The sequence below is a fragment of the Streptomyces sp. M41 genome, assembly GCF_043673425.1.
Classification (GTDB): Bacteria; Actinomycetota; Actinomycetes; order Streptomycetales; family Streptomycetaceae; genus Streptomyces.
Genome location: NZ_JBIMKE010000048.1, coordinates 17,791 through 39,011, shown reverse-complemented (window position 1 = coordinate 39,011; position 21,221 = coordinate 17,791). Strand labels below are relative to the sequence as shown.

Below are 21,221 nucleotides of genomic sequence, written 5' to 3'. Positions count from 1 at the left end.
GCTCCACCACACCGGAGGTCTTCGCCATGATCAAGCCCCACCGGTGTCAACAACGCTCGTGATCAATACACCTAGGCCGTAATCCCGATGCCAGGAGCGTCGGCGGTTGAGAACATGACAGGCATGCTCCGAGCCGCTGACGCCACCCGCCCCATCGCCCGCACCGCGCCGCCCACCTGGCTGGTGGTGGCGCTCGCGTGCGCCGGACAGTTCCTGGTCGTGCTCGACGTGTCCGTCGTGAACGTGGCGCTGCCGTCCATGCGGACCGACCTCGGGCTGAGCGCGCAGGGCCTGCAGTGGGTGGTGAACGCGTACGCCATCGCCTTCGCGGGGTTCATGCTGCTCGGCGGACGGGCCGGGGACGTCTACGGCCGCAAACGGATGTTCCTCGTCGGGCTCTCGCTGTTCACCCTGGCCTCGCTGGCCGGCGGCCTGGCCCAGCAGGAGTGGCAGCTGCTCGTCGCCCGCGCCGTGCAAGGGCTCGGTGCCGCGGTGCTGGCGCCCTCGACGCTGACGATCCTGACGGCCGCGGTGCCGGAAGGGGCGGCGCGGGCGCGGGCCATAGCGACCTGGACGGCCGTCGGCGCCGGGGGCGGTGCGGCGGGTGGGCTCGTCGGCGGAGGGCTGGTGGAGGTGCTGTCGTGGCGCTGGGTGCTGCTCATCAACGTGCCGGTCGGCGCGATCGTGCTGGCCGGTGCGGCGGGTCTGCTCGTCGAGGGCCGGGCCGGGGAGGCGCGGAGGCTGGACCTGCCGGGCGCGGTGCTGGTGACGGCGGGGCTGGCGACGCTGGCGTACGGCATCTCGCAGACGGAGGCCGAGGGCTGGACGGCCACGGCCACCGTCGTGCCGCTGCTCGCCGGGCTCGCCCTGATCGGCGCCTTCCTCGCCGTTCAGGCGCGCACGACGGCTCCGCTGATGCCGCTCGGGCTGCTGCGGCTGCGGTCGGTGTCGTCGGCGAACGTGGCGATGTTCCTGTCCGGGGCGGCGATGTTCTGCATGTGGTTCTTCATGACGCTGTACGCGCAGAACGTCCTCCACTACACCCCGCTGGAGGCCGGTCTGGCCCTGGTGCCCAGCTCCCTGGCCGTGATCGTCGGCTCCAAGGTCGCGCCCCGGCTGATGCGGGCCGCGGGCGTGCGCAACGTGGCCGTACTGGGCACGGTCGTGGCGGCCGTCGGCTTCGGCTGGCAGTCCACGCTGGACGTCACGGGGGCGTACGTGACCTCGATCATGGTGCCGGGGGTGCTGATGATGCTGGGCGCGGGCCTGGCGGCCACCCCGCTTGCCGCCCTGGCCACCTCCGGGGCCCGGCCCGACGAGGCCGGCCTGGTGTCGGGACTGGTCAACACCTCGCGCACGATGGGCGGTTCACTGGGCCTCGCGGTCATGTCGACGATCGCGGCGGCGCGTTCGGCGGGGAGCACCTCGGCGGGGGCGCTGACGCAGGGCTACGCCCTGGTGTTCCGTACGTCGACGGTCGTGCTGGTGGCGGGGGCGGTGCTGATGCTGCTGTGGCTGCCGCGGAAGACGTCGGTGACGTGACGTGACGTGGGCGAGGGCGAGGGCGAGGGAGCGGGTGAGGGGGCGGGCGCGGGGCGGGCCGGATCACAGCCGCCGGATCACAGCCACCCCTGCCGACGGGCCTCCCGCAGCGCCTCCGTCCGGTTGCGGGTGCCCGTCTTGCCGATGGCGGCGGAGAGGTAGTTGCGCACCGTCGACTCCGACAGGTGCAGCTTGGCGGCGATGTCGGCGACCGTCGCGCCGTCCGTGGAGGCGTTCAGGACCTCGCGCTCACGGGCGGTGAGCGGATTGGGGCCGGCGCTCAGGGCCGCCGCCGCGAGGGCCGGGTCGATCACCGTCTCCCCGGTCAGCACCCGGCGGACGGCGACGGCCAGTTCCTCCACGGGACCGTCCTTGACCAGGAAACCGGCGGCGCCCGCCTCCATGGCCCGGCGCAGATAGCCGGGGCGGCCGAAGGTCGTGAGGATCAGCACCCGGCAGTCGGGCACCTGATCGCGCAGCTCGGCCGCGGCGTCCAGTCCGCTGCGGCCCGGGAGTTCGATGTCGAGCAGGGCGACATCGGGGCGGTGGGCGAGAGCGGCGTCCACGATCGCGTCCCCGGCCGACACCTGCGCCACGACCTCGATGTCCGGCTCCATCCCGAGCAGTAAGGCGAGCGCGCCCCGCATCATGCCCTGGTCCTCGGCGAGCAGCACCCGGATGGACTTGGCGGCCCGACGCTCCCGCGGCATCTCGTTCACGGGCCAAGCGTAGGCGGGCGAGGGCATGTCGGCACCGGTCGTGACGGGGACGAACAGGGCGTCCGCCGAGATCACCCGATGCCCGCGCCCGCCGGTTCACGGCTGCCGGACGCCCTCGGGGCGGAGGGCGTCCCGCCCTGCTCGCCCTGTCCGCCCGGCTCCACGGACTCCACCGGCTCCACGGACTCCACCGGCTCCACCGGGAGCTCCGACGTCACCACGAAACCGTCGCGCGGACCCGGCCCCGGCCCCGCCGTCAGGGTGCCTCCGGCCGATGCGAGGCGTTCCGTGAGGCCCCGCAAGCCGGTGCCGCCGATGCCCGCCCGGGGCGCGGGCGAGGCGGGTGTGCCGGTGCCGGCGCCTGTGCCGGTACCCGTGCCGTCGTCGGTGACGGTCAGGCGGACGCGGTCCGGGGTGCCCGCGAGGTCGATCGCGCAGTGGGTCGCGTCGCTGTGCCGTACGACATTGGTGACCGCCTCGCGCACCACCCAGCCGAGCAGCGCCTCGCTCTGCGGGGGGAGGGGCGGCCCGGACCGGTGGACCGAGGGGTTGATGCCCGCCGCGGACAGGGCCGAGCCGGCCCGGTCGAGCTCGGTGGCGAGGCTGCCCTCGCGGTATCCGGTCACCGCCTCGCGGATCTCCGTGAGGGCCTGCCTGCCGACCGACTCGATGTCGGCGACCTGGGCGACCGCGGCGGTCACGTCCCGCTCGGCCAGCCGCCGCGCCGCCTCCGACTTCACGACGATCACCGAGAGGGTGTGGCCGAGCAGATCGTGCAGATCGCGGGAGAATCGAAGGCGCTCCTCCTCGACCGCGCGCCGGGCCAGTTCCTCGCGGGCCGCACGCAGCTCCCGTACCGCCTCGGACAGGGACAGGATCGCCGCCGTCACCAGGGTGGAGATCCAGGTCGCGTACGCGATGCCCAGCCCGGTCCAGCCGTCGTGGGCGACGGAGACGGCACCGGCGAGGATCCCCAGGAGCAGACCGACCACACGCAGCTGCGGCATCCGCACGGCCGCGCCCGTGGCCAGCCCGAGCAGCGGGAAGAACAACAGCCAGGTGCCGCCGTACGACAGGGCCAGAGCGCAGGTGACCAGGCCCATCAGCGCCAGGGCCACCCGGGTCGAGGCCGCCTCGCGCTTCTCCTTCTCGAAGGAGCGGAAGGCCACGTAGATGTAGAGCGAATTGAAGGTCAGCAGCCCGAGTCCGCCGATCCACGGGTCCGGGGTCTCGCCCTGGAAGAGGTTGGAACAGGCACCCATGCCCATCAGCAGCCAGGGCAGCAGGCTGTAACCGTTCGGGCCCCGGTGCTGCTCACAGGAGGTCTTGCGCAACCAGGCCATGTCCCGTCCCCGATCAGCTTGCCGTGCGAACCGACACCATCGACCGTACGCGTCCACGCCGTGGCCCGGCAGGTTCACCTGTACGCGACTGCTCGGGACAAATGTCCCGACCGAGCCCCGGCGCCGCGCCGCCCACCCGGCGGCCCCGGACACCGACAACTCGGCGACCCGACGAGCGCCGACCGCCGGGACCGGCCTTTGTCGCTCCGCGAACACCGGCACTGGGGCCGCCCTGGTGGTGCCGACGGTCCCGCGTCGACCGGCACCGGGCGGCCCCTGAGGGCATCGGGCCGTCCCCGCGGACGTCCGGTTGCCCCAACCGACAGCCGACCGCCTGGACCGGGCCCCTGGCGTCCCGCGAACACTGGCACCGAGCCGTCCCGAGGGTGCCGACGGCCCCGACCTGCACCGAGCCGTCCCGAAGGGCGCCGACGGTCCCAATCGGCATCGGGCCGTCCGTCAGACGCCAGCTGCCCCACCGAAGCCGACGCCTGGACCGGGCGCCTGGCGTCCCGCGGACACTGGCACCGAGCCGTCCCGAAGGGCGCCGACGGTCCCGACCGGCACCGGGCCGTCCCCGCACACGCCCGACTGCCCTGGCCGACATCCGCCCACCCCGTACGACCCGATCCCGAACCTCACCCCCCGGCGCCCGGTGCACTCCTGCCCCGACCGGGCACACGCGTCCGCCCCTGTCCGGCCGCGATCCCCCGTCCACCTGGCGCGACCTGACACACGTCCCGCCCGGCACCAACCCGTGCGCACGCCCCTACCGCGATCCCGTGACACCCCAGCCCGGCCCCAACCCGGCCCCCGCCCCGACCCGACCGGGCCCCGAACCGAACCGACCCGACCCGGCGCGCCCCGACCCGGCACAGCCCCGCCCCCCGACCGATCCGCCCTTACCCCGCCGCGCCACTTGCCCCGGCCGCCCCCACCCCACCCACCTGACACCACGTCAGAACCCTTCACAACTACGCTGCGCTCGGCTATACAAAGGGCGCCGGACTGGAACGCGTTCTAGAACGGCCCGTGACGACCTCGGTGCGGCCGACGGTGCGGACGGCCGTACCGGGGTCTTGACTCAGCCACTGTCAGGAGCCGTATGCCCATCGACGCAGCCAAGGCCCTCGCCGCCGAGCCCCGGACCGGCGAGATCTCCTGGAACTCCAAGGACGTCCAGCTCTACCACCTCGGTATCGGCGCGGGCGCCCGCCCGGACACCCCCGACCCCGTCACCGACCCCGACGAGCTGCGCTACCTCCTGGAGTCCCGGCTGCAGGTGCTGCCGAGTTTCGCCACCGTCGCCGGTGCCGGCTCGCCCGGCGTGATCAGCAGTCTGTCCATGCCCGGCATCGAGGTCGACCTCGCCCGCGTCCTGCACGGCGGCCAGAGCCTGGTGATCCACCGGCCCATCCCGGCGAGAGGCACCGCCACCGCGACCAACCGGATCGCCGGGGTGTACGACAAGGGCAAGGCGGCCGTACTGGTGCTGCGCACCGAAGTCGCCGACACCGAGGGGCCGTTGTGGACGAACGACTCCCAGATCTTCATCCGGGGCGAGGGCGGCTGGGGCGGCGACCGAGGCCCCTCCGCCCGCCTCGACCCACCCGTCGGCGACCCGGACCGGACCGTCGAGCGGCCGGTCCGCGCGGACCAGGCGCTGCTCTACCGCCTCTCCGGCGACTGGAACCCGCTGCACGCCGACCCCGAGTTCGCCAAGGTTGCCGGGTTCGAGCGGCCCATCCTGCACGGCCTGTGCACCTACGGCATCACGCTGAAGGCCGTCGTCGACGCGCTGCTCGGCGGTGACGTGACCCGGGTGCGGTCGTACGCCACCCGGTTCGCCGGGGTGGTGTATCCCGGGGAGACCCTGCGCATCCGCATGTGGCGCACGCCGCGGTCCACGAGGGTCGCGGTCAGTGCCGTGGAGCGGGACGACACACCCGTCCTCGCCGACACCGTCGTCGAACACACCTGAGTCCACAACGCCGTACGAGGGGAGCCGCACCATGCGCGCAGCCGTACTGCACGAGATAGGCCAGGACAAGCTCGAGGTCCTCGACGACGTCGAGGCGGTGGGCTTCGGTCCCGGCAAGGTGAGGGTCCGGGTACGGGCCACCGGGCTGTGCCACTCGGATCTGTCCGCGATGTCGGGCGTACTGCCGCAGCCCGGGCCCTTCGTGCCCGGTCACGAGGGCGCCGGCGAGATCCTGGAGGTCGGTGAAGGGGTACGGCACCTCAAGCCCGGCGACCGGGTCGTCATCTGCTGGCTCCCCGCCTGCGGTGCCTGCCCCGCCTGCAAGCGCGGCCAGACCGAGCTGTGCCTGGCCGGTTTCATGAACGCCGGCACCCCCAACTTCAAGCGCCACGCCGGTGACGTCTTCGGCTTCGCCGGCACCGGCACCTTCGCCGAGGAGGTCGTCGTCGACGCCGGCTGCGCGGTGCCCATCCCCGACGACGTGCCCTTCGACATCGCCGCCCTCATCGGCTGCGGCGTGACCACCGGACTCGGTGCCGCGCTCAACACCGCCGACCTGGAGGCGGGTTCCTCCGTCGCCGTCATCGGCTGCGGCGGCGTAGGCATCTCCGCGATCCAGGGCGCCAGGCTCAAGGGCGCCGCCGAGATCGTCGCCGTCGACCCGGTCGCCTCGCGCCGGGAGTCCGCGCTGAGGTTCGGGGCCACCAGGGCCGTCTCCCCGAACGCACTGGCCGACGCCAAACAGCAGGTCACCGCGGGCGAGGGCTTCGACTACGTCTTCGAGGTCGTCGGCCGGTCCGCCACCGCTCGCACGGCGTACGAGAACACCCGGCGCGGCGGCACCCTCGTCATCGTCGGCGCGGGAGCCATGGACGACTTCCTCCAGCTCAACATGTTCGAGCTGTTCTTCGACGAGAAGCGGATCCTGCCGTCCATGTACGGCGGCGGCGACGTCCTGCGCTCCTACGAACGCACCATCGCGCTCTGGCGCGCCGGCCGCATCGACCTCGCCGGCCTGATCACCCACCGGGTGCCGCTCGCCGACGTCAACGAGGCCCTGGACCAGATGCGCACGGGTACGGCGCTGCGTACGTGCATAGAGATCTGACACCGGGACGGGCCGACCGAAGGGTGCTCATGTCACTGCCACTTGAGGGACTGTCGGCGATCGTCACCGGCGCCGGACGCGGACTCGGGCGCGCGGAGGCGCTGGAGTTGGCGCGGCTCGGGGCCGCCGTCGTCGTCAACGACTACGGCCGCCCCGGCCGGGACGGCTCCGGAGAGGCATCCGCCGGTCCCGCCGAGGAGGTCGCCGCCGAGATCCGCGCGGCGGGCGGCGAGGCGCTCGCGCACACCGGCGACGTCTCCGACCATCAACAGGCCGCCGCACTGGTCGAGTCGGCGGTCAACGAGTTCGGCAAGCTGGACATCCTCGTCAACAACGCGGGCATCCTGCGCGACCGCATGGTCTTCTCCATGTCGGAGGGGGAGTGGGACTCGGTGATCCGGGTCCACCTCAAGGGCCACTTCAACACCATCCGCCATGCCGCCGCACACTGGCGCGAGCGTTTCAAGGCGGGTCAAGAAGGGCGCGAAGCGCTTCCTCGCAAGGGCGGTGGTGGGAGACGGGCGGGCGGGCCGGTGTACGGGCGGATCGTGAACACCTCCTCGGAGGCGTTCCTCGCCGGGTCCGCCGGACAGCCCAACTACGCGGCGGCGAAAGGCGGCATCGTCGGACTCACCACCTCCACGGCCCTCGCGCTCGCCAAGTACGGCGTGACCGCCAACGCCATCTGCCCGCGCGCCCGCACCCGGATGACCGAGGACGTCTTCGCGGGTCTGGAGCGACCGGCGGACGGCCTCGACCCGCTCGCCCCCGAGCATGTCGCCCCCCTCGTCGGCTACTTGGCCGCACCGGTCGCCGCCCGGATCAACGGCCAGCTGTTCGTCGTGCACGGCGGCATGGTGGCCATCGTCGAACGACCGCGCGTGCAGGCGAAGTTCGACAGCAAGCAGGAGACCTTCACCTACGACGAACTCGACGCCCTGCTCACTGCGCACTACGCGGACCGGCCGCCCGGCGAGACCTTCGCGGCGGCGGAAGTCCTGGGACTGAAACGCGACTGACGGGGCCGTCGCCCCGCAGAGGGGGCCGGGCGGAGAGAGCTCGGACGCGGGTACGGGAGAGGGAACGGAAACGGCCCCGTCCCCCTTGGGGACAGGGCCGTGGACCGTTGCTCGCGCGGCGTCAGGCCGCCGTCTCGGTCTCCTCGACCGGCTTGCGGTGACGGCCACGCGGGGCCGTCTCGCTGTCGCTCGCCGAGACGTCGCTGGCCGAGACCGGTCCCCGGTGCCGGCCGTGGCCGGCGGCCTCCTGGGCCTCGGACAGCGGCTGGGTCGTGCTGGCGTTGCTCATCGGTAAAGCTCACCCCGTCAACATGATCTTTCAAACAGCCGGGCGAGTTTAACCGGCCCACCGCGGACCGAATCCAGGCGACCACGCCAACCGCCACTACTTCGTTACAAGACCGCCCAAGGGCGCTTGCTGCAACGGCACGGGACGGGGCGCGACAGGACGCGGAGGGTCCGTTTCCACCGGCTGGGACGGCATCGGCTCGGGTCTCGGTTCCGGGCCCGACCTCGTTCCCGACACCGGCACAGACACCGATTCCCCTTCCCGACGTCGGCCCGGTCCCGCCGCCCCTGCCGCCTCCGCCGCCATGGCGGGCGCCCCCGTCGCGCCCCCTGCCGTATCCACCGCACACTCCCCGACCCGGGCCACCCCGCACCGCACCTCCGCCGTGGCGTACGGCAGTTGCAGTACCCCGTCCGGTGTCCACAGCCCGGCACCCGTCAACCACCCCTCGGGCGCCGCGAGATGGCGCAGTCGGCGCGCAGCGGGCCGCCACACCCCCACCCAGCTGCCCACCGGCCCCCGGATGTGCAGCGCCACCCCGCAGTTCTCCGGCGTCAGCACCTGCCCCGGCTGGATCGCGAACGGCGTCACCGCGCACTCGGGCATCCGCAGACACTCCGGGAAGCGCACCGGCAGGGTGCTCCCCAGCACTCCCCAGCCCAGCCGGGTCCGCCCCGGCGAAGGGGCGTCCGAACCGATCAGCAGCAGCCCGCTGTCCGGGTCGGCGAGCAGCAGCCGGTCGTCGCTGTCGGCGGCGATCTGGAGCAGCGGTGTCACCTCGCCACCCCGTCCCAGATCGACCACGACGGCCTTCGTACGGCCCTGCGTCTCGCGGTCGAGCGCCAGCATCCGCCCGCCCCGGTCCAGCCACACCCCGCCCGAGCAGCGCCCCGGGATCTCCGCCACGCGCTCCGGCCCGAAGGTGCCCCCCGCCACCAGCCACACGGTGCTGGAGCGCCCGCCCACCGCGAGGGCGTACGCCTTCTCGCCGCCCGGCGCCGGGGGCAGCAGCCGCAGTCCGCCCCCCTCCCGCGGCTCCCGCGGGCAGGGCACCGCGCCCAGCGGCAGCTCGCCGGTGCCGGGCCCCGTGGGGTAGAGCAGCGAGAAGACCTGCCGTCCGTCGGTGCGGCGGCTGATCAGGACTCGGCCGTCGCCCATGGGCTGCACCTCGGTGCCCGGTTCCTCGGGCTGGTGGGCCGGCAGGGGTACGGCGTAGGGCTCGGGGCCGTCCAGGGTCCAGCGCTCCGGGAACCAGCAGTCGCCGTCCCGCGCGAGGCGGGCGGCGTAGGAGCCGTCCGCAGTGATCGTGCATTCCGCCCGAGGCGCGTCGTCGCCCTCACGGTCCGCCTCGGACTCGATAGCACAGGCCGTCATGGTCCGGTCACCTCCAGTGACGAAGCTAGTTTTCGCACGCACAGACGTGGGATCGGAAGGCGTCCCTTCACACAAAGGGGTGGCACAGGAACGATTCGCCTGAGGGAAGGGGGCGGATGTGCTGAGGGAGCCGGGGGCGTGCCGGTGGACGCCGAGGGAGGCCGAACCGGCAGCTCCGGCGCCGGTACAGCCGTACGGAACGGCCAGGTAGCCTGTCCCTCGTGCCCCGTCTGTCTGAAGTCATCGCCGCGCTGGAGAACCTGTGGCCCGCCGAGCGGGCCGAGTCCTGGGACGCGGTCGGCACCGTCGTGGGCGACCCCGACCAGGAGGTCTCCCGGGTCCTGTTCGCCGTCGACCCGGTCCAGGAGATCGTGGACGAGGCGGTGAAGCTGGGTGCCGACCTGCTGGTCACCCACCACCCGCTCTATCTGCGCGGTACGACGACGGTCGCGGCCTCCACCTTCAAGGGCCGGGTCGTCCACACGCTGATCAAGAACGACATCGCACTGCACGTGGCGCACACCAACGCCGACACCGCCGACCCGGGAGTCAGCGACGCCCTCGCCGGCGCGCTGGACCTGCGGGTCGTACGACCGCTGGTGCCGGACCCGTCCGACCCGGAGGGCCGCCGGGGCCTCGGCCGGGTCTGCGAGCTCGACCACCCGCTCACCGTCCGCGAACTCGCCGCCCGCGCCGCCGAACGGCTGCCCGCCACCGCGCAGGGCATCCGCGTGGCCGGCGACCCGGAGGCGACGGTCCGCACCGTCGCCGTGAGCGGCGGCTCCGGCGACAGCCTCTTCGACCAGGTCCGCGCGGCCGGCGTCGACGCGTTCCTCACCGCGGACCTGCGCCACCACCCGGCCTCCGAGGCCGTGTCCCACAGTCCGCTCGCGCTGCTCGACGCGGCGCACTGGGCCACCGAATGGCCCTGGTGCGAGCTGGCCGCCGCCCAGCTCGACGAGATCTCCGACCGGCACGGATGGGACCTGCGCGTCCACGTCTCGAAGACGGTCACCGACCCCTGGACCGCCCACGCGGCGTCCTTCACCACGGATACATCTGGAGCCCCCAACTGAACGCCGAGCCCGCCGACCAGATCCGACTCCTCGACCTCCAGGCCCTCGACGTCCGCCTCCAGCAGCTCGCGCACAAGCGGAAGTCGCTGCCCGAGCACGCCGAGATCGAGTCGCTGACCCGGGACCACACCCAGATGCGCGATCTGCTGGTGGCCGCGCAGACCGAGGAGAGCGACACCGCCCGCGAGCAGACCAAGGCCGAGCAGGACGTGGACCAGGTGCGCCAGCGCGCCGCCCGCGACCAGCAGCGCCTGGACTCCGGCGCCATCACCTCCCCGAAGGACCTGGAGAACCTCCAGCACGAGATCGTCTCCCTCGCCAAGCGGCAGAGCGACCTGGAGGACGTCGTCCTCGAGGTCATGGAGCGCCGCGAGTCCGCCCAGGAGCGGGTCGCCGAACTGACCGAGCGGGTCGGTGCCGTGCAGGGGAAGGTCGACGACGCGACGGCCCGGCGGGACGCGGCGTTCGAGGAGATCGACGGCGAGGTGGCCACGGTGACGAAGGAGCGCGAGGTCGTCGCGGGCGCCGTTCCGACCGACCTCCTCAAGCTCTACGACAAGCTGCGCGAGCAGCAGGGCGGCATCGGCGCGGCCAAGCTGTACCAGCGCACCTGCCAGGGCTGCCGCCAGGAGCTCGCCATCACCGAGCTGAACGAGATCCGCGGCGCCGCGCCGAACACGGTGGTGCGGTGCGAGAACTGCCGCCGGATCCTGGTGCGTACGGCCGAGTCCGGCCTCTAGGAGCCGGTGCCGTGCGGGAGTTCATCGTCGAGGCCGACGGCGGGTCGCGGGGCAACCCGGGGCCCGCGGGCTACGGCGCGGTCGTCATCGACGCGGCGACCGGCCAGACGCTGGCCGAGACGGCCGAGTACATCGGCGTCGCCACGAACAACGTCGCCGAGTACCGGGGCCTGGTGGCCGGACTGCGCGCCGCGCACACCCTGGACCCGGCGGCCACGATCCACGTCCGCATGGACTCCAAGCTGGTCATCGAGCAGATGTCGGGCCGCTGGAAGATCAAGCACCCCGACATGAAGCCGCTCGCCTTCGAGGCGGCACGGGTCTTCCCGGCCCCTCAGGTGACGTACGAGTGGATCCCGCGCGAGCAGAACAAGCACGCCGACCGGCTCGCCAACGAGGCGATGGACGCCGGGAAGCGGGGGGAGCAGTGGTCGGCCGCGACCTCCATGGCGGAGCTGGATGCTGCCGACGCGAGGGCCGCCAGGACCGCGAGGTCCGCGAAGGCTGCCGCCGAGCCTGAGCCGTCCGGCCCGCCGGGAGACGCTGCCGCGGGCGCGGCGCGAGCGCGTGCGGCGCTGGCGGAGGGGCGAGGCTCGGCCGCCGCTCCTGCTCCCGCGCCCGCTGCCGACGCCGAGCCCAGGGCCAAGGCCGAGGACGACGTCAGGGCCGCCCGCACCGTGGCGGCGCCCTCGTCCGGCTGGGCACCCGCCGACATGGGCGCGCCCGCCACCTTCGTACTGCTGAGGCACGGCGAGACCCCCCTCACCCCGCAGAAGCGGTTCTCCGGCAGTGGCGGCAGCGATCCGTCCCTGTCCGACATCGGCCGGGAGCAGGCCGAGCGGGTCGGTGCGGCCCTCGCCAGGCGGGGCACCGTCCAGGCCGTCGTGTCGTCACCGCTCGCCCGTACCCGGGAGACCGCCGGCATCGTCGCCGCCCGCCTCGGTCTGGAGGTGACCGTCGACGAGGGCCTGCGCGAGACGGACTTCGGCGCCTGGGAGGGGCTCACCTTCGGCGAGGTCCGCGAGCGGCACCCCGACGACCTGACCGCCTGGCTCGCCGACCCCGAGGCCCGGCCCACCGGCGGCGGCGAGAGCTTCGCGGCCACCGCGTCCCGTGTCGCCGCCACCCGCGACAGGCTGATCTCGGCGTACGCGGGCCGCACGGTCCTCCTCGTCACGCACGTCACCCCGATCAAGACGTTCGTACGCCTCGCCCTGGGCGCCCCGCCCGAGGCCCTGTTCCGCATGGAGCTGTCGGCGGCCTCCCTCTCGGCGGTCGCGTACTACGCGGACGGCAACGCGAGCGTGCGGCTCTTCAACGACACGTCACACCTGCGGGCCTGACGGCACGTCACACTTCGCGGGCTCGCTGCTCAGCGCCTGGCGAGACGTCACGCCTGCGCGCCCGGCGACACGGTTCACCGGCGCGCCGGGCGGCACGTCACACCCGCGCGCCCGGCCTCCTGAGCCCGGCCGCCTCGCGCGCCAGCGCCTCGACACGCCCCCAGTCCCGCGCCGCCACCGCGTCCGACGGAAGCATCCAACTCCCGCCCACGCAGCCGACGTTGGGCAGGGAGAGATAGCCGGGTGCCGTCGCGGCCCCGATGCCGCCGGTCGGACAGAACCGAGCCTGCGGCAGCGGGCCGTACAGCGACTTGAGGTACGCCGTACCCCCGGCTGCCTCGGCCGGGAAGAACTTCATCTCCCGCACCCCGCGCTCCAGCAGCGCCACCACCTCGGACGTGGTCGACACCCCCGGCAGACACGGCACCCCGGACGCCCGCATGGCCGCCAGCAGTACGTCCGTCCAGCCCGGGCTGACCAGGAACCCGGCCCCCGCGGCGACGGCCTCCGTCACCTGCGCCGGTGTGATCACCGTCCCCGCCCCGACCACCGCGTCCGGCACGGCGTCCGCGATCGCCCGGATCGCGTCGAGTGCGACAGGCGTCCGCAGCGTCACCTCGATCGCGGGCAGCCCGCCCGCGACCAGCGCCCGGGCCAGCGGTACGGCGTCGGAGGGGTCGTCGACCACCACCACGGGGACGACGGGCGCGAGATCCAGGACTGAGGAGGTCATGGCCTCATCCTGCCGAGGTGAAGCACCCTGCGCAAAGCTCGTTGCAGTACTTGCAATCAGGTCCTGGGCTGCGGGTCAGTGGATCTCGTCCACCAGCACATCCAGCGTCCACGCCTTCTGGGCCTTCGCGGGCGCCTCCACCTCAACCACGTAGCCGAGATCCCGCAGCGCCTCCACCAGCTCCGCCGGCCCGGCGGGCGCGGCCCCGGCCGTCAGCAGGCTCCGTACGATCCGCCCCTTCGTCGCCTTGTTGAAGTGGCTGACGACCTTGCGCGTCGGCGCATGCAGCACCCGTACCGCCGCCGTCCGCCCGGCCACCTCGCCCTTCGGCTTCCACGCCGCCGCGTACGCCGACGACCGCAGATCCAGCACGAGCCCGTTCCCGGCGGCCTCGGGCAGCACATCCGCCATCGGCGCCCGCCAGTGCGCGCCGAGCGCCCCCAGGCCGGGCAGCTTCACGCCCATCGAGCAGCGGTAGGAGGGGATCTTGTCGGTGACCCGGACGGCACCCCACAGACCCGAGAACACCAGCAGCGCCCGAGCCGCCCGCTTCTTCGCCGCCGCGTCCAAGGACGCCAGGCCGAGGGCGTCGTACAGCACCCCCGTGTAGATCTCCCCGGCCGGCCGCGCCCCCGCCGTCCGCAGCTCCGCGTTCTTGGCGACCTCGCCGCGCAGCCCCTCGCTGAGCCCGAGCACGTCCCGTGCCTTGTCCTCGTCGGCCGCGCACAGTTCGACCAGCTCACCGAGGACGGCTTCCCGGGCCGCGGTGAGGCCGGGCAGCGACAGCGACTCCGGTTTCAGCGGGGCGCCGCGGCCGGAGGACGCCTTGCCTTCGGAGGGCGGCAGCAGGACCAGCACGGAAGATCTCCTTCTCTGTAGAGCTCCGGGACAGCGTACGGCGTGCCACCGGGCGGACCCCGACCTACGCTCGCTACATGCCCCGCCGCCACATCCGCGTGACCGGCGCCCCCGAGGCCCCCCTCCGAGCCGCCCTCACCACCCTGCGCACCGAACTCGGCGTCCCCCGAGGCTTCCCGCCCGAGGTCCTGGCGGAGGCCGAACGCGCCGCGAAGGCCCCTGCCCTGCCGTCGTACGACGCCACCGACATCCCCTTCCTCACCCTCGACCCGCCCGCCTCCAGGGACCTCGACCAGGCGCTGCACCTGTCCCGGCAGGGCACCGGCTACCGCGTCCGGTACGCCGTCGCGGACGTCGCCGCCTTCGTCGTACCGTCGGGAGCGCTCGACGGCGAGGCACATCGCCGGGTGACGACCCTGTACTTCCCCGACGCGCGGATCCCGCTCCACCCCGAGCTGCTGAGCGAGGGCGCGGCGAGTCTGCTCCCCGGCCAGGACCGGCCCGCCGTCCTGTGGACCATCGACCTCGACGCGGAGGGCCGCACCCTCGCCGTCGACGTCCGCCGCGCCCTGGTCCGCAGCCGGGCCAAGCTGGACTACGCGGGCGTACAGCGGGAGATCGACGAGGGGAGCGCCGAGGAGCCGCAGACACTGCTGAAGGAGGTCGGGGAGCTGCGGGAACGGCTGGAGGTGGAGCGCGGCGGGATCTCGCTCGGCGTCCCCGAGCAGGAGATCGAGGAACGCGATCACACGTACCGGCTCGCCTTTCGCGCCCCGCACCCGGTCGAAGGGTGGAACGCCCAGATCTCCCTGCTGACCGGAATGGCCGCCGCCGACCTGATGCTGGCGCACGGCACGGGCCTCCTGCGCACCCTTCCCGCCGCCCCGGACGGCGCCGTCGGCCGTCTGCGCCGGACCGCGCACGCCCTGCACATCGACTGGCCGCACCATGTCTCGTACGCCGCAGTGGTCCGCGCCCTCGACCCGCACCGCCCGCACCACGCGGCCTTCCTCCAGGAGTGCACGACGCTGCTGCGCGGCGCCGGCTACACCGCCTTCCGGGACGGCACCCTCCCCGCCATCACCACCCACTCGGCGGTGGCCGCCCCCTACGCCCACTGCACGGCACCCCTGCGCCGTCTCGGCGACCGGTACGCGGCCGAGATCTGCCTGGCCGCCGCCGCGGGCCGGCCCGTCCCCGACTGGGTGTCGGCCGCCCTCGACGCGCTGCCGGCCCGCATGGCGCAGGGCGCGCGGCGGGCCGGGACAGTGGAACGCGAGTGCGTGGACCTGGTGGAGGCGGCACTGCTGAAGGACCGGGTGGGGGAGGAGTTCGACGGCTGGGTGGTGGAGGTCGAGGAGCGCCGGCCCGGCACCGGCACGGTGCAGCTGGAGTCCCCGGCGGTGATCGGCAGGATCGAGGCCCCGGACGGGAAGCGACTGCCGCTCGGGGAACGGCTCCGGGTCCGCCTCACCCAGTCGGATCCGGGAGCGGCGAGGGTGCGCTTCGAGCCCGCGTGACCGACTCGACCTCTTTGACGAGGCTGTCGGCGTCGTCGGCGTGCAAGCGCACGAGACGGATGTCCTGGCGGCGGCCGAGGAAGGTGAAGTGGGCCACGGGCTCGGCGAGTTCGAGCGTCACGGCGGTCTGGGCGCCGACGGCGAGGTTCAGTTCGCCCTCGGTCCGCTCATGGGTGGTGCGCAGCTCCCTCCGCACCCGCGCGATCCGCTCCAGCGGTATGCGCAGATCGACGTGCGCACCGCGCCTGACACGCAGGAAGTCGCCGTCGAGGACATGCGGTCGTACGACGGAGGCGGCATGCATCCCGACGATGAGCACGAGGGTGTACATGTCCACCATGAACCACACGCGTTGCACGGCCGGGTAGTCCCGCAGCAGCACGGACATGGTGATCGACTCGATCACGATGACAAACCCGAATCCGAACATCATCGCGCCCTGTCCCCGCGTATACCCGAAGGCCGTCCCGTCACCGGCCCCGTGCCGGCGCCGGGCCACCCACAGCCCCAGACTGGCCAGCAGCCGCAGTTCGTGCCGGACGAGGGTGAGCGCGGTCCGCGTCACGGTCCGTCTCCTTCCGTGAGGATGTGCAGGGTACGGCGAATGGCCTCGGCCTGGGCCGGAGCGAAGTCGGCGTAGAAGGCGCGCAGGAAGCTGCTGTCGGGGTCGACCTCCACGGGCCCGGGAAACAGACCGCGGGGCAGGCACTCGGCGAGCGCCCGGGCCGCCTCCGCCACCCGCGGATCGTCGGGCTCGGCGTCCGCGAGCTCATCGAGCAGGGTGTAGGCGGCGAGGGCACGCTCCTTGCCTCCGGGCGACGCGATCACACTCCCGAGCACGGCCATGAACTCCTCGCGCCCCTCTGGATCCGCGGTCGTCTCGATCAGGGCGAGCATCTCGCGGTCCTTCGCGGCCATGGGCGAATCGGCAAGATGCCGCATGTCCTTGAACAGAGCGGCCAGCTGGGGCGACACCGGCCCTTCCTCCGGCAACCCGCCCTCGTCCTCCAGCAACGCCCGCAACCGGGCCCGCCGCTCCCGGACGGCGGCCTCCTGCCGGGTAAGATCCTGGTCGAGCTCGGTCAGCACCTCGACGAGATCCTTCCCGGCATCCTCGGCGAGCACGTCCCGCACCTCGGCGAGCCCCAGCCCCAGCTCCGTCAGCCGCCGGATCCGCGCCAGCACGACGGCATGCCGCAACGTGTACTCCCGATACCCGTTCGGCCGTCGCTCGGGCTCGGGAAGCAGCCCCTGATGGTGATAGTGCCGCACGGTCCGCGTGGTGACGCCGACGGCGGCGGCGAGTTCTCCGATCCGCATGGGATCAGTAGAGACGTTGACGTCGCGGCAAGGTCAAGGGCACGCCTCCGGCGGACTCCCGTACAGGTGATCTGTCGCTGTTCCGTGCCGGTGAGCCGATGGCGGGGCGTTCCATGGGGCCATGGCGCAGGATCCGATCACGCAGAAGCTGTTGCTGGACTGGTTCGCTGACCTGAACACCCCGCAGGGTCTGCGGGGCGAACTGGTCGAGGGAGAACTCTCCGTCACCCCAGTGCCTGACGGGCATCACAAGCACTGCGTCAGCCGGATCGTGGGCCAGATGCACCGGCGATCCGAGACCGAGATGCAGTTCTCCGGGAACAGGGGGCTCAAGCTTGAGAATGCCGACGGCTACCCACAGGACCACGTGATCCCGGACGGCATGTTCGCTCCGAAGGAGCTGAGGCTCTACCGGGGTGCCGATGCCTGGATGCCGTGCGAGGGCGTCGCCATGGTGCTGGAGGTCACGTCCTCGAAGCCGCGGATCGACCGGGAGATCAAGCGTCGCTGTTACGCCCGCGCGAGCATCCCCCTTTACCTCCTCGTCGACCGGGAGACCTCGTGGACCACGCTGCACAGCGCCCCGGAGTCGGCCGACTACCAGGAGCTCCGCGCCGTCGCCTTCGGCAAGCACCTGACTCTGCCCGAGCCGTTCGCGTTCGACTTGGACACGGCGGACTTCCTCTGACGGGCGGCGACAGCCAGGGTCCGCCCGCGCCCCCGCAGGCCGGTACCATGGTCCACACGGCAGACGAGCCGGGCGGACGGCCGCGTGGAGTCCCTCAGGGGGCTTCCCGAGGAACGTCCGGGCTCCACAGGGCAGGGTGGTGGCTAACGGCCACCCGGGGTGACCCGCGGGACAGTGCCACAGAAAGCAAACCGCCCGGCGCTTCGGCGCCGGGTAAGGGTGAAACGGTGGTGTAAGAGACCACCAGTGCCCAGGGCGACCTGGGCAGCTAGGTAAACCCCACCCGGAGCAAGGTCAAGAAGGGGCCGCCGTAACCGGTGGCCCTGCGCGGACGACCGAGGGCTGCCCGCCCGAGTCCGCGGGTAGACCGCACGAGGCCGGCGGCAACGCCGGCCCTAGATGGATGGCCGTCGCCCGGGGCTCCGCGAGGAACCCCGGGAACAGAACCCGGCGTACAGCCCGACTCGTCTGCCCCCAAGCGCGCCCCGCGCGCCCCGCGCCCCCGCTCACCCCCCCAACGCCGCGATCGTATTGACCTCCTTCTCCAGCAGCCTGGAGATCCCCGCTTGGGCCGCCAAAGCCTGGCGGTGGGGGTCGGACTGGGTGCGTTCGGGTTCGTACTTCTGCCAGTCGGCGGGCTGTAGGAACAGCATGTCGTTCGTGCCGGGGACGATCATGACGCCGCCGAAGGCCGGGTCACCCGCGAACCAGGCGCCGTTGTCGGTGCCCTGGGGCCAGCGGCGGACCGTGGACGCGCTGACGGCGCGCATGGTGCGGGCGCCGTGCTGTCCGCGGAGGGACAGCTTCACCGTGTGCACGGTTCCGAGCAGCAGCCGCTCGGAGCCGCGCTTGTCGACGCGGTCGCGGTACTCCAGGGGGTAGGTGCGCAGGACTTGTTCGCACACCCCGAGGCGCCGGCCGTGCCGGACCCGGAGCAGGAGGAAGAGCAGGACGAAGAGGCCGAGCACGATCGGCAGCACGGTCAGGAAGGTGTTCGGCACTCCCGCGGCGACGAGCACGAAGGGCAGGGCGATCAGCGCCGCACCGAGGGCGGCGCGCACGGCGATGTGCCGGGTCCTGACGGCCTTGTTGTGCGCGAGGACCGCGGCCACTTCCGGGGCCTGGTGCGGCTGCGTCATGCGACGTCACTCCTAGTCGTGTGGGTCATCCGAAGTCGCTCTGTACCTGGTGCGCGGCGCTGCCCGGCGCGGGGGAGTCCTGGATCTCCCCGGACACCGGCTGCGTGGGGTCGGTGTAGGTGAGGGTACGGGCGATGCCGAGGAGCACGTCGCGGTAGTCGTCGGCCTGGTCGACCGCCTCCGTCACGAGCTGGAGCATCACGATGTCGCGGCCACCGGGCCCGGTCACCGCGACCGTGCCCTGCCACACCAGACCTGTCCGGGGGCCCTCGACGCCCTCCGGCGGCCTGCCCGGAGCGATCGTGCGGCGCTTCTCCTCGGCGAGGAAGCCCAGGCCGCACGGCAGTTCAAGGGGGCGCATGCCCACGTCGCGTCGGTCGGCCGCGGTGCCGGCGAGGCTCGCGATGACCGCCTTGGCATGGCTGCCCGAGGTCGGCACTGTGGTGATGGTGAGAACGGACGAGGTCAGGCCGCCGTCGTCGTTCGGGTGCAGGCCGAGGGCACAGCTCTGCACGCGTTGCGCGTTCAGGGCGCGGACGGTGGCGGCGTAGAAACGCAGCACCTCCTCCGCACGGTCGCGTTCGTCCTGGGGCAGGGCCATGGCCTGCCGGACGAGTTCGACGACGCCGTCCAGCGGGGGATCGAGGTCGATTTGCACATAGCCGTGGGGCAGGCCGTACCAGAACGCCGGTGTGCGGCCGTGCGGCGCCCTCGTGGGGGTTTCCGTCACGGGGTGGTCCACCTTTCACGGAACGGGGCTTGTTGCTCGGGCATCGGGGCTGCCGGACTCATATCCAGCCGAGGAGGCCCGCGATGGAGTGCGCGGTGGCGGCGGCCTTGGTGCTCTCCGCCGCGTTGTGCTCGGAGCCGTCCTTGTCCACCAGGCCCAGCTCCTCGGCGGAGGAGACCATGTTCGCCGCGACGTTGAGACCGCCGGCGCTGATCTCACCGATCAGCTTGGCCGAGCCGCTCGCCGACTCCCCGGCCGCGCGCCAGGCGTCGGTGACGTCGTCCGTGGCGTTCCTCGCGAAGGACGGGACGATCTCCTTGACGAAGGCGCCCGCCTTCTCCGAGTTGGAGACGGCCACCCCCCACCGCCCGGCGTCGGCCAGACCCTCCGTGACCTCTTTGGCGGCGGCGCCGAGGGCCTTGCCGCCCGGGATCATGCCCACGGTGTCACCGGCGAGCGAGGCCCAGGCGGCGAAGGTGTCCATGCCGCTGCCGCCGCCCATCAACTGGCTGCGGAACTCCGGATCGGAGAGGTTCTTGGCCATGGAGGTGGCGCTCGCCACGACCGCGATGCCGGCGAACAAGGGCGCCAGCGGCGTCGGGAAGAGGGCGAGCAGGCCGGCGATGGCGCCGATCGTGCCCGCGTGCTCCACCAGGAACTCGCCGACCGACTTGAGGACGTCGCCGACCTTGCTCCAGAAGCCCGGCTCGTCCGGCGCCTTCTTCGTCGCGCCGTCGAGGGCCTTGGCGACGCCCTCCGCCTGATCGGCGTGCAGGGTCTCCAGGTCCTTGATCTTGCGGTTGAGGTCGTTGTACTCGTTGTTGGCCTTGGTGAGGGCCGCGGACGCCGAGTTGAGGTTGTTCTGGGCCGTCTGCAGCCGTGCCGTGGCCGCTTCCAGCTCGGGGCCCTCCGTGAACGTCTGCTTGTAGAGCTGGAGATCCGGGTTCTGCCCGGCCCGGTCGTAGGAGCGCTGCGCCTCGGCGGCGGCGGCCTTCTTGTCGGCGGCCTCGGCGTCGTACTTCTGCGCCAGCTCCCGGTTGGAGGTGAGGTGGCCGTCCCAGTTGTGCAGCTGGGTGGCGGCCGTCCGCAGTGAGGTCGCGGCTTCCTTGATGTACTTGGGCAGATCGCCGTCGAGCGTCTTGCGGAACTGTTCGGCGGCCTCGCCCTGCCAGTAACTGGACTCGCCCAGGAGCTTCGTCAGCTGCTGGTGGCAGGTGTCGAGGGCGGTGGCGGCCGTGTTCACCTTCTTCTGCAGCGCGGCCACCTCGGTGGGTATGCCGGGTACGGGGTTCCAGCCGATGTTGAGGTACGGGTTCGAGGCCATCAGCGAGCGTCCCCGCTTCCGCCCGAAGTGGCCGACTTCTCGATGTGCTTGAACGCCTTCTCCAGGGCTTCCTCGACCTCTTCGTAGCCCTTCTTGTTCGCCTTCACGCCCTCGCTGATCGCGTCGATCATCTTCTTGGTCTGCTCGGACCCGTACTTCCACTCTTCCTGGAACTTGTCACAGGCCTCGTCGAGCCGGCCGGTGCCGATCTGATCCGCGCGTACATGGGCGAGGGCGGTACGCGCCTCGTCAAGTTCGCGCACACAGCCCTCGAGGTTCTTCAGGAACTGCGCGAGTTCGTCCACATCCGTCTTGAAGTGATCCCCCATGGATCGGTGTCTCCCCGTGTCCGCCACCAATGTCACTCGCGGATGA

21 protein-coding genes and 1 other RNA gene are annotated in these 21,221 nt (G+C 72.5%); 10 read left to right on the top strand and 12 right to left on the bottom strand.

The genetic code is table 11. From position 1 onward, the window contains the following. Positions 1 to 123: 123 nt before the first annotated feature. Positions 124 to 1,542, top strand: a complete 1,419-nt coding sequence (locus ACHBTE_RS34720) for an MFS transporter (protein WP_394729565.1) — start codon at positions 124 to 126, stop codon at positions 1,540 to 1,542. A gap of 77 nt (positions 1,543 to 1,619) precedes the next feature. Here the strand turns inward: ACHBTE_RS34720 and ACHBTE_RS34715 are convergent, their stop codons facing one another. Beyond that, entirely contained in the window at positions 1,620 to 2,252 is a 633-nt protein-coding gene (locus ACHBTE_RS34715) for a response regulator (RefSeq protein WP_394729573.1), read from the bottom strand. Positions 2,253 to 2,332: 80 nt separating this feature from the next. Further along, entirely contained in the window at positions 2,333 to 3,604 is a 1,272-nt protein-coding gene (locus ACHBTE_RS34710; RefSeq protein WP_394729563.1) for a sensor histidine kinase, read from the bottom strand. A 1,105-nt stretch (positions 3,605 to 4,709) separates the two neighbouring features. Here ACHBTE_RS34710 and ACHBTE_RS34705 point away from each other — a divergent pair. Genes ACHBTE_RS34705 through ACHBTE_RS34695 form a run of 3 tightly spaced genes read left to right on the top strand, consistent with a single transcriptional unit; the run spans position 4,710 to position 7,712 of the window. Further along, positions 4,710 to 5,585, top strand: a complete 876-nt coding sequence (locus tag ACHBTE_RS34705) for a MaoC/PaaZ C-terminal domain-containing protein (protein ID WP_394729561.1) — start codon at positions 4,710 to 4,712, stop codon at positions 5,583 to 5,585. Between the two features lie 31 nt (positions 5,586 to 5,616). Continuing rightward, entirely contained in the window at positions 5,617 to 6,693 is a 1,077-nt protein-coding gene (locus ACHBTE_RS34700; RefSeq protein ID WP_394729559.1) for a Zn-dependent alcohol dehydrogenase, read from the top strand. A 29-nt stretch (positions 6,694 to 6,722) separates the two neighbouring features. Then, the gene (locus tag ACHBTE_RS34695; RefSeq protein ID WP_394729557.1) at positions 6,723 to 7,712 is read left to right on the top strand and encodes a 3-oxoacyl-ACP reductase; all 990 of its coding nucleotides are present in this window, start codon (positions 6,723 to 6,725) and stop codon (positions 7,710 to 7,712) included. 121 nt (positions 7,713 to 7,833) lie between these two features. Here ACHBTE_RS34695 and ACHBTE_RS34690 read toward each other — a convergent pair whose 3' ends face one another. Further along, positions 7,834 to 8,001: a hypothetical protein gene (locus tag ACHBTE_RS34690; RefSeq protein ID WP_394729555.1), complete on the bottom strand. Its 168-nt coding sequence runs from the start codon at positions 7,999 to 8,001 to the stop codon at positions 7,834 to 7,836. A gap of 96 nt (positions 8,002 to 8,097) precedes the next feature. After that, entirely contained in the window at positions 8,098 to 9,375 is a 1,278-nt protein-coding gene (locus ACHBTE_RS34685; RefSeq protein WP_394729553.1) for a hypothetical protein, read from the bottom strand. A gap of 221 nt (positions 9,376 to 9,596) precedes the next feature. Between ACHBTE_RS34685 and ACHBTE_RS34680 the strand changes: the two genes are divergently transcribed. The 3 genes from ACHBTE_RS34680 to ACHBTE_RS34670 are packed head-to-tail and all read left to right on the top strand — an operon-like array spanning position 9,597 to position 12,534. Next, positions 9,597 to 10,451, top strand: coding sequence for a Nif3-like dinuclear metal center hexameric protein (locus ACHBTE_RS34680; RefSeq protein ID WP_394729551.1), 855 nt, complete (start codon positions 9,597 to 9,599; stop codon positions 10,449 to 10,451). After that, positions 10,448 to 11,191, top strand: a complete 744-nt coding sequence (locus ACHBTE_RS34675) for a zinc ribbon domain-containing protein (RefSeq protein ID WP_394729571.1) — start codon at positions 10,448 to 10,450, stop codon at positions 11,189 to 11,191. The genes ACHBTE_RS34680 and ACHBTE_RS34675 overlap by 4 nt, the downstream gene beginning before the upstream one ends. Positions 11,192 to 11,202: 11 nt before the next feature. Then, on the top strand, positions 11,203 to 12,534 hold the full coding sequence (locus ACHBTE_RS34670) for a bifunctional RNase H/acid phosphatase (RefSeq protein WP_394729549.1): 1,332 nt from the start codon (positions 11,203 to 11,205) through the stop codon (positions 12,532 to 12,534). Positions 12,535 to 12,631: 97 nt separating this feature from the next. Here ACHBTE_RS34670 and eda read toward each other — a convergent pair whose 3' ends face one another. Both eda and yaaA read right to left on the bottom strand, forming a co-directional pair. After that, a complete protein-coding gene (gene eda / locus ACHBTE_RS34665) occupies positions 12,632 to 13,267 on the bottom strand; it encodes a bifunctional 4-hydroxy-2-oxoglutarate aldolase/2-dehydro-3-deoxy-phosphogluconate aldolase (RefSeq protein WP_394729547.1) in 636 nt (211 codons plus the stop codon). 75 nt (positions 13,268 to 13,342) lie between these two features. Further along, on the bottom strand, positions 13,343 to 14,125 hold the full coding sequence (yaaA, locus tag ACHBTE_RS34660; protein WP_394729545.1) for a peroxide stress protein YaaA: 783 nt from the start codon (positions 14,123 to 14,125) through the stop codon (positions 13,343 to 13,345). A gap of 77 nt (positions 14,126 to 14,202) precedes the next feature. Between yaaA and ACHBTE_RS34655 the strand changes: the two genes are divergently transcribed. After that, the gene (locus ACHBTE_RS34655) at positions 14,203 to 15,645 is read left to right on the top strand and encodes an RNB domain-containing ribonuclease (RefSeq protein ID WP_394729542.1); all 1,443 of its coding nucleotides are present in this window, start codon (positions 14,203 to 14,205) and stop codon (positions 15,643 to 15,645) included. Here the strand turns inward: ACHBTE_RS34655 and ACHBTE_RS34650 are convergent. Together ACHBTE_RS34650 and ACHBTE_RS34645 are read right to left on the bottom strand one after the other, a co-directional pair. Next, on the bottom strand, positions 15,596 to 16,210 hold the full coding sequence (locus ACHBTE_RS34650) for a hypothetical protein (RefSeq protein ID WP_394729540.1): 615 nt from the start codon (positions 16,208 to 16,210) through the stop codon (positions 15,596 to 15,598). The two genes, ACHBTE_RS34655 and ACHBTE_RS34650, sit on opposite strands and share 50 nt — an antisense overlap. Next, entirely contained in the window at positions 16,207 to 16,965 is a 759-nt protein-coding gene (locus ACHBTE_RS34645) for a MerR family transcriptional regulator (RefSeq protein ID WP_394729537.1), read from the bottom strand. The genes ACHBTE_RS34650 and ACHBTE_RS34645 overlap by 4 nt, the downstream gene beginning before the upstream one ends. Positions 16,966 to 17,086: 121 nt before the next feature. Between ACHBTE_RS34645 and ACHBTE_RS34640 the strand changes: the two genes are divergently transcribed. Further along, entirely contained in the window at positions 17,087 to 17,653 is a 567-nt protein-coding gene (locus ACHBTE_RS34640; protein ID WP_394729535.1) for a Uma2 family endonuclease, read from the top strand. Between the two features lie 64 nt (positions 17,654 to 17,717). Further along, an RNA gene (gene rnpB / locus ACHBTE_RS34635) (RNase P RNA component class A) lies at positions 17,718 to 18,124 on the top strand. 35 nt (positions 18,125 to 18,159) lie between these two features. Here rnpB and ACHBTE_RS34630 read toward each other — a convergent pair. The 4 genes from ACHBTE_RS34630 to ACHBTE_RS34615 are packed head-to-tail and all read right to left on the bottom strand — an operon-like array spanning position 18,160 to position 21,175. Beyond that, entirely contained in the window at positions 18,160 to 18,792 is a 633-nt protein-coding gene (locus ACHBTE_RS34630; RefSeq protein WP_394729533.1) for a hypothetical protein, read from the bottom strand. Between the two features lie 25 nt (positions 18,793 to 18,817). Continuing rightward, a complete protein-coding gene (locus ACHBTE_RS34625; RefSeq protein WP_394729531.1) occupies positions 18,818 to 19,522 on the bottom strand; it encodes a hypothetical protein in 705 nt (234 codons plus the stop codon). 58 nt (positions 19,523 to 19,580) lie between these two features. Further along, complete coding sequence (locus ACHBTE_RS34620) at positions 19,581 to 20,846, bottom strand: hypothetical protein (RefSeq protein ID WP_394729529.1); 1,266 nt, start codon at positions 20,844 to 20,846, stop codon at positions 19,581 to 19,583. After that, a complete protein-coding gene (locus ACHBTE_RS34615; RefSeq protein ID WP_394729527.1) occupies positions 20,846 to 21,175 on the bottom strand; it encodes a hypothetical protein in 330 nt (109 codons plus the stop codon). The genes ACHBTE_RS34620 and ACHBTE_RS34615 overlap by 1 nt, the downstream gene beginning before the upstream one ends. Positions 21,176 to 21,221: the final 46 nt, after the last annotated feature.